A 5,544-nucleotide genomic window follows, 5' to 3' on the forward strand; every position below is an offset into this window, starting at 1 on the left:
TTCACGTCCTTGAGGGTCACCTTGATCCGGACGGCGGTCGTGTTGAGGCTCATGCTGCCAGCCTCGGGTCGTGTGCATGCATCGTGTAGGTCGACGACCACGGAAGCAGTTCGTCCAGTCGCGCCGCAGGCCAGCCATTGACGAGCTTAGAGAGGACGTCCGAGAGCCAGTGCTCGGCGCTGACGCTGTTGAGCTTACAGGTTTATGCCGCCCGCCGAACTATGCCGAACGGGTCCGGTATGGCACGTCGTTGTCACGCTGGCATCGTCGATCGCGTGCACGGGAGCCCCATTCCATTCGGCATAGTCTGGTCGTTCAGAGCGCCTCCAGGAAGGCGAGCAGGCGGTCGTTCGGCTGGAAGCGGGTTCGTTTGCCGCGCTCGTACGGCTTGAGCTTCGCCAGGGCAGCTTCCTTGAGGGCGAGGTGGGCGTGCAGGTACGTCTGCGTCGTCTCGACCGATTCATGACCGAGCCACAGCGCGATCACGGAGCAGTCGACGCCGGCTTGCAGCAGTTCCATCGCAGCGCTGTGCCTCAGCACGTGCGGTGATACGCTCTTGGCCTTCAAAGACGGGCAACTCTTGTGAGCGACACGAACATGCTTTCCCAGCAGCGACTGGACGCTGTCGGCACTGAGCCGGGCCCCGTGCACGTTGGGGAACAACGCTGTTGCTCCTTTCCGTAACGGTTCCTTGAGCCATGCCTGGAGCGCACACCGAGCGAGTGTGGTCAGCGGAGTGGTCCGCTCCTTCCGCCCTTTACCGACGCATCGTACGTGTGCGCCAGACCCGAGGTGGACGGCATCCCGGTCAAGGCCAGTCAGCTCGGAGAGGCGTAAGCCCGTCTGGGCCGCGACCAGCAGCAAGGTGTGATCGCGGCGGCCAAGCCACGTCGTTCGATCGGGCGCTGCGAGAACCGCCTCGATCTCGGGGCGCGTCAGGAAGTGCACCTGTCGCTTATCGTGGCGCTTGCTCGGTATGGCGAGCACGCGCTGGATCAGCGCACTGTGTGCCGGCTCCTCGAAGGACACGAACCTGAAGAAGGATCGGATAGCGGTCAGACGCAGGTTACGCGTCTTCGCGCTGGCGCCGCGCTTTACCTCGAGATCGGTTAGGAACGCGCCGATGAACGTTGCGTCCAAATCGGTGAGCGTCAGGGCCGATGGGGGCTTCCGCAGCTGCACCTGTGCGAACATGAACAGCAGCCGGAACGTGTCCCTGTAGGAGGCGATCGTGTTGGCGCTAACATTGCGCTGGCGCATGAGGCGCTCGGTGAAGAAGCGCCCGATCAACGTGGCGACATTGCATGCGGGCTTCATGGCGTCACCTCCCACCGCCGATCGAGACGCCGCGCCGCTTCTTCCATCAACTCGGGGCAGGCCGAGAGATACCAGTAAGTATCACGCACGCAGGCGTGGCCGAGGTAAGTGGAGAGCACTGGGAGTTGCTGCTCAACGTCCTTGCCTTCACGATACCAGTCGAGCAGCGTCCGGATGGCGAAGCGATGACGGAAGTCGTGCACGCGTGGCCCGGTGCGATCACCTGGGCGCCGCAGCCCGATCTCTCGGGACAATCGCCAGAAGACGCGATGAACGTACTGGTGCAGCAAGCGGCCTCCCTGTTCGGCAACGAAGAAGGTCGAGCCGCAGCGTGATCCGAGCATCGCGTCGCGCCGGTGGGCGTAGTCGCGCAACGCGGTTCTCGTCGTCGGATGCAATGGCACGAGCCGCGACTTGCCGAACTTGGTCAGCCGGACCGTCAGCACGCCGGCGTCGAGGTCGACGTCATCACGCTCCAGGCCCATCGCCTCGGATATACGCATGCCCGTCACCGCGATCAGCCCGAACAGGGTATGGTAGGTCCATCGGCGCAGCCCGCCCGCTGGCGGCAGAGCCAGCGCTGCCGTCAGCAACGCATCGATCTCCGCGTCGCGGTAGACATAGGGCTTGGCGCGCTTCCATCCGGGCAGCATGCCGACGGGCGGTACCTCCGTTCTCGGATCGAAGTTGGCGACATGGCGCGCGAACCCGCGCACGTCGCTCAATCGCAGCGCCCAGGATGCATGACGATCGGGCGGCAGCGTTGCCCATTCCATTGCCAGCTTCGTCGTGATGATCCTGGCTTTGCGCTTCTCCATGAAGGCGACGAAGTCGGCGAGCCGACGGGTCTGGTGCTCGTACTTGTATCCAAACCCCTTGCGCATGCTCAGGTACTTATCGAGTGCGGCGCGCAGATTGGTCATTGCACGCCTCCCGGCCAGGGCAGGCTCAATGTTCTCAACGCATCGATATCGACCTTCGCGTAAATCCGGGTAGTGTCGTGGTTCTCGTGCCGCAGCAACTGTCCGATCTCCGACAAGGTCGCGCCAGATCGGAGAAGCTCGGTAGCGAGACTGTGTCGGAAGATATGGGCGCCGCGGTGTGCGCAACCTTCGATTCCAACGCGATCGAGGGCGGCCTTGGCGATCATGGTGATCGCACATCCGGAAGCAAACCCGATGTGCGGCGCGAGTGTGCGGACGAACAACCGTCGGCACGACGACTTTGGGCGGCCACTGCGCAGATATGCAACGATGGCCGCGCCAACGTCTGGCGGTATCGGCATCCGTGCACGCTGTCGGCCCTTGGCGCGAACGAGTATCTCGCTGGCGCGCCAGTCGATATCATCGAGCGTGAGCGTCGCGACCTCGTCGGCCCGCAGACCGAGCTTGGCCAGCAACAACAGAATGGCGTAGTCGCGCCGTCCCATCACCGTCTTTCGGTCGCAACCGTCGAGAGCCTTCCGCACCTGTGCGGCAGGCAGATAGGTCGGCAGAGTTGCGAGCTTCCATCGCCGCATCGATGGAACGCAATCCGCCAACGGGCGCGCGTTCAGCCCCCGATGGTGGAGGTAACGGAGAAAGGCGCGCAACGACCAGCACATCGCCTTGCCTGTTCCCGGGCTCCAATCCTGGGCGTGGCGCTCAATGTAGCGGATCACGTCCTCTTGGTTGATCTTGCCCAGGGCGGCGGCGCCGCCGGAGCACACCTCGTGCAGAAACCTGCGGATGACCGGGAGATGGCGTACGATGGACCTCGGGGCCAAGCCGCGCTCTGATCGCAGGTAGGCATCGAACTCCTTGAAGATCCGTTCGTGCGGGGTGAGAGGCGGTAGCACCAACGGCGCGATCGCGCCTTCCTCGCGCAGCACCGACAACCATCGCTTGAGCGCTGCCCGGTCACCGGGTTGGATAGATTGCCTCCCGCCTCGATGTCGGAGGTACCGCTCAACGACCTGCTCATCGAGATCAATCAGCCTATAGCGACGGCCCGCGATCCAACTCAGGAGCCCGCCAACTACGTTGAGGCAACGCCACGCGCCATGCCGAACGAGCCTCTCTTCGACGAGACGAACGGCGTAGCACTCGACGAGCCGTCCGTGCGGCTCGCTTCTGAGACGCCGGTACAGCCGGCTTCTGCCCAAGTACTCTTCAACTTCCATCTTCCTGTTCTCCGCTGTTGACAGCGGAGGCACAGAACGAACTATGCCGAACCGACCAAACGCCGGTCAGTCAGCCAGAAAACTGGGGAAAACGACCCGACTCGGCATAGTTCGGCGGGCGGCATAAACGGCAAAGCTCAATGACCTCGATCCACCAGCTTGGCTGGCCGACGTGCTCGCCCGCATCGCCGATACCACGCAAAACCAGCTCCATGAGTTACTGCCAGGGGAATCGAAGACGAACGTCCTCCCGCCTGACCCGGCGAAAGTGATCACTCCGCGGCCCAGGCCGGAGGGTTACAGATCGGCCGTTTCGAGAAGGCCTGCAAGATTGGAGTTGAAGCGAAGCAGCAAAATCGCGCCTCGGCCGCTCAAGCCATTCGCTCTGCCTTTAGAAAAATCTGGCTAGTGAACAGATGAGAAAATCGCCTGAGCGTTAATAGATCAGCAACGGCCTGCTTACCAGTCAACTTCTCTACGGGCCTAACCCAGTGTACCTTAAAACCGGCACGCTCCACCATCTCGCAATAAGTCTCCGGTGTGAACCATCGGAGGTGCGTGCGGTCCAAGCGGCCACGCTCTGCGTAATCCCACCGATTCCGAAGCAACATGCGCAAAACGGTGATATGGGCGACGCTTGGTGAACTGGCGTAAATCAATCCTCCGATCTTGAGGAGCGGATGTAATCGCTTCAATGTTTGCCACGGATCAACTAGGTGTTCCAGAACTGCGCTAAGAATGAGGACGTCAAACGAATATGGCGCAAACGGAAGTTCAATCAACTCGACGTCACCAACGATGATCTCATCCACGGTCCTGCGCGCTTGCGCGGCCGCTTTAGGATCAATCTCAACTCCCGCAATTCGTGCCGCCTTTCCTTGCCGCTTCGCCTCGGCGAGCGTCGCTCCATAACCACACCCGATCTCCAACAACGAGAGTTTGTGCCCTGCCGGCAAATCAGCGATGATATCTAAACGTACAGACTTAAAATAGTCATCAGGTTTGTCCTCATACACCTGCCGCCGAGTCTCGTGTATCGATGCCATTGGGTTTGCTTATTTTCGACGAATGACGATGGCCGCCATTAAGTTGACAATGCTTTCAAATCTCCAACCGCAGCAGGCTTTCCTGATCCGCCGCAATCCTGTTGGCGCTTGAATTGGGATGGCAGACGAGCCGGCAGCTCCTCCCTCTCTCGTCCAGCGGCGAGCGGCAACTCCTGAGTTTCTTCTTAAATAAATCTGCAATAATCTGGGCTCTTAAAATCGTGGCAGCTGTAGATCTGATGACGCCAGGCCTCTGCGCATGACATCGCGAAGCTACAAGATATATCACACTTAAATATATTTCAAAATAACAATAATTGATTTATTATACCCGATCGACCCTCTAGAGAGCGCTTCAGGTTTTTCGAGGCGGAATATTATGGACCAGATTTCGCCTGGAGTTACCTCAGTTACTCGACAACCGATAATTTAATAATTAGACAGCGAATTTGTGTATATTATAAACTCAGGCTCAATAATGGAGAAAGGCCGATGGTTGACCCCGCCCGGCAGTTGGTGTCCGATACCGAGTATTTCGGCATCAAATCGTTTCTCCCACTTGAGAAAATGAACCGACAGGCTCAAGCATGGGCCCAGCAGTATCGCGATAATTGGCCTTTTCCACACATCGGTATCGACGACTTTTTTGATCAAGACATCATTTCGAGGTTGATAGCCTGCTATCCTGGCGAGTTTGACGCATCGTGGAATCGCACATTTCTCGATGCCGGAGCGTATGAAGAGCAAAAGCTCGGTCTGGATCGGTTGGAGGATTTTCCGCCCCACATTCAGCAATTCATCAACGCGCTAAATTCGCGCCTCTTTCTTGGATTTCTTGAACGCCTGACAGGTATAGAGGGCCTAATACCCGATCCGTATCTGCTAGGCGGCGGTTTGCACATGATCCCTCGAGGGGGCCGCCTCGCCATCCATGCGGATTTTAATATTCATAAGAAGCTGAGACTCGATCGTCGGCTTAATCTGTTGCTTTACCTTAACTACGATTGGAAGGAGGAGTGG

5 protein-coding genes and 2 pseudogenes are annotated in these 5,544 nt (G+C 59.2%); 2 read left to right on the forward strand and 5 right to left on the reverse strand.

Annotated features, from left to right (window positions below; translation table 11 throughout):
* Positions 1 to 49: 49 nt before the first annotated feature.
* The 4 genes and pseudogenes from FXV83_RS09260 to FXV83_RS09275 form a co-directional block, all read right to left on the reverse strand.
* Positions 50 to 202: pseudogene (locus FXV83_RS09260) on the reverse strand (transposase domain-containing protein); the annotation flags it as partial.
* Between the two features lie 113 nt (positions 203 to 315).
* Positions 316 to 1,317 (reverse strand): tyrosine-type recombinase/integrase, encoded by a 1,002-nt coding sequence (locus FXV83_RS09265; protein ID WP_148738883.1) that lies wholly within the window; start codon positions 1,315 to 1,317, stop codon positions 316 to 318.
* Positions 1,314 to 2,240 (reverse strand): tyrosine-type recombinase/integrase, encoded by a 927-nt coding sequence (locus FXV83_RS09270; RefSeq protein WP_148738884.1) that lies wholly within the window; start codon positions 2,238 to 2,240, stop codon positions 1,314 to 1,316. The genes FXV83_RS09265 and FXV83_RS09270 overlap by 4 nt, the downstream gene beginning before the upstream one ends.
* Complete coding sequence (locus FXV83_RS09275) at positions 2,237 to 3,478, reverse strand: tyrosine-type recombinase/integrase (RefSeq protein ID WP_148738885.1); 1,242 nt, start codon at positions 3,476 to 3,478, stop codon at positions 2,237 to 2,239. The genes FXV83_RS09270 and FXV83_RS09275 overlap by 4 nt, the downstream gene beginning before the upstream one ends.
* Positions 3,479 to 3,605: 127 nt before the next feature.
* Here FXV83_RS09275 and FXV83_RS09280 point away from each other — a divergent pair.
* A pseudogene (locus FXV83_RS09280) lies at positions 3,606 to 3,716 on the forward strand (transposase domain-containing protein); the annotation flags it as partial.
* A gap of 133 nt (positions 3,717 to 3,849) precedes the next feature.
* On the opposite strand, the gene FXV83_RS09285 reads toward FXV83_RS09280, so the two are convergent.
* A complete protein-coding gene (locus FXV83_RS09285; RefSeq protein WP_187435780.1) occupies positions 3,850 to 4,494 on the reverse strand; it encodes a class I SAM-dependent methyltransferase in 645 nt (214 codons plus the stop codon).
* Between the two features lie 522 nt (positions 4,495 to 5,016).
* Between FXV83_RS09285 and FXV83_RS09290 the strand changes: the two genes are divergently transcribed.
* Positions 5,017 to 5,544, forward strand: a 528-nt coding sequence (locus tag FXV83_RS09290) for a 2OG-Fe(II) oxygenase (RefSeq protein WP_488226261.1), incomplete at its 3' end; no start/stop codon positions are given.

It is taken from the genome of Bradyrhizobium hipponense (assembly GCF_008123965.1).
GTDB lineage: Bacteria > Pseudomonadota > Alphaproteobacteria > Rhizobiales > Xanthobacteraceae > Bradyrhizobium > Bradyrhizobium hipponense.

Bases quoted from the DNA above. Each gene is read 5' to 3' on its own strand.
- FXV83_RS09265 (WP_148738883.1), bottom strand. From the start codon at position 1,317: ATGAAGCCCGCATGCAATGTCGCCACGTTGATCGGGCGCTTCTTCACC.
- FXV83_RS09270 (WP_148738884.1), bottom strand. From the start codon at position 2,240: ATGACCAATCTGCGCGCCGCACTCGATAAGTACCTGAGCATGCGCAAG.
- FXV83_RS09275 (WP_148738885.1), bottom strand. From the start codon at position 3,478: ATGGAAGTTGAAGAGTACTTGGGCAGAAGCCGGCTGTACCGGCGTCTC.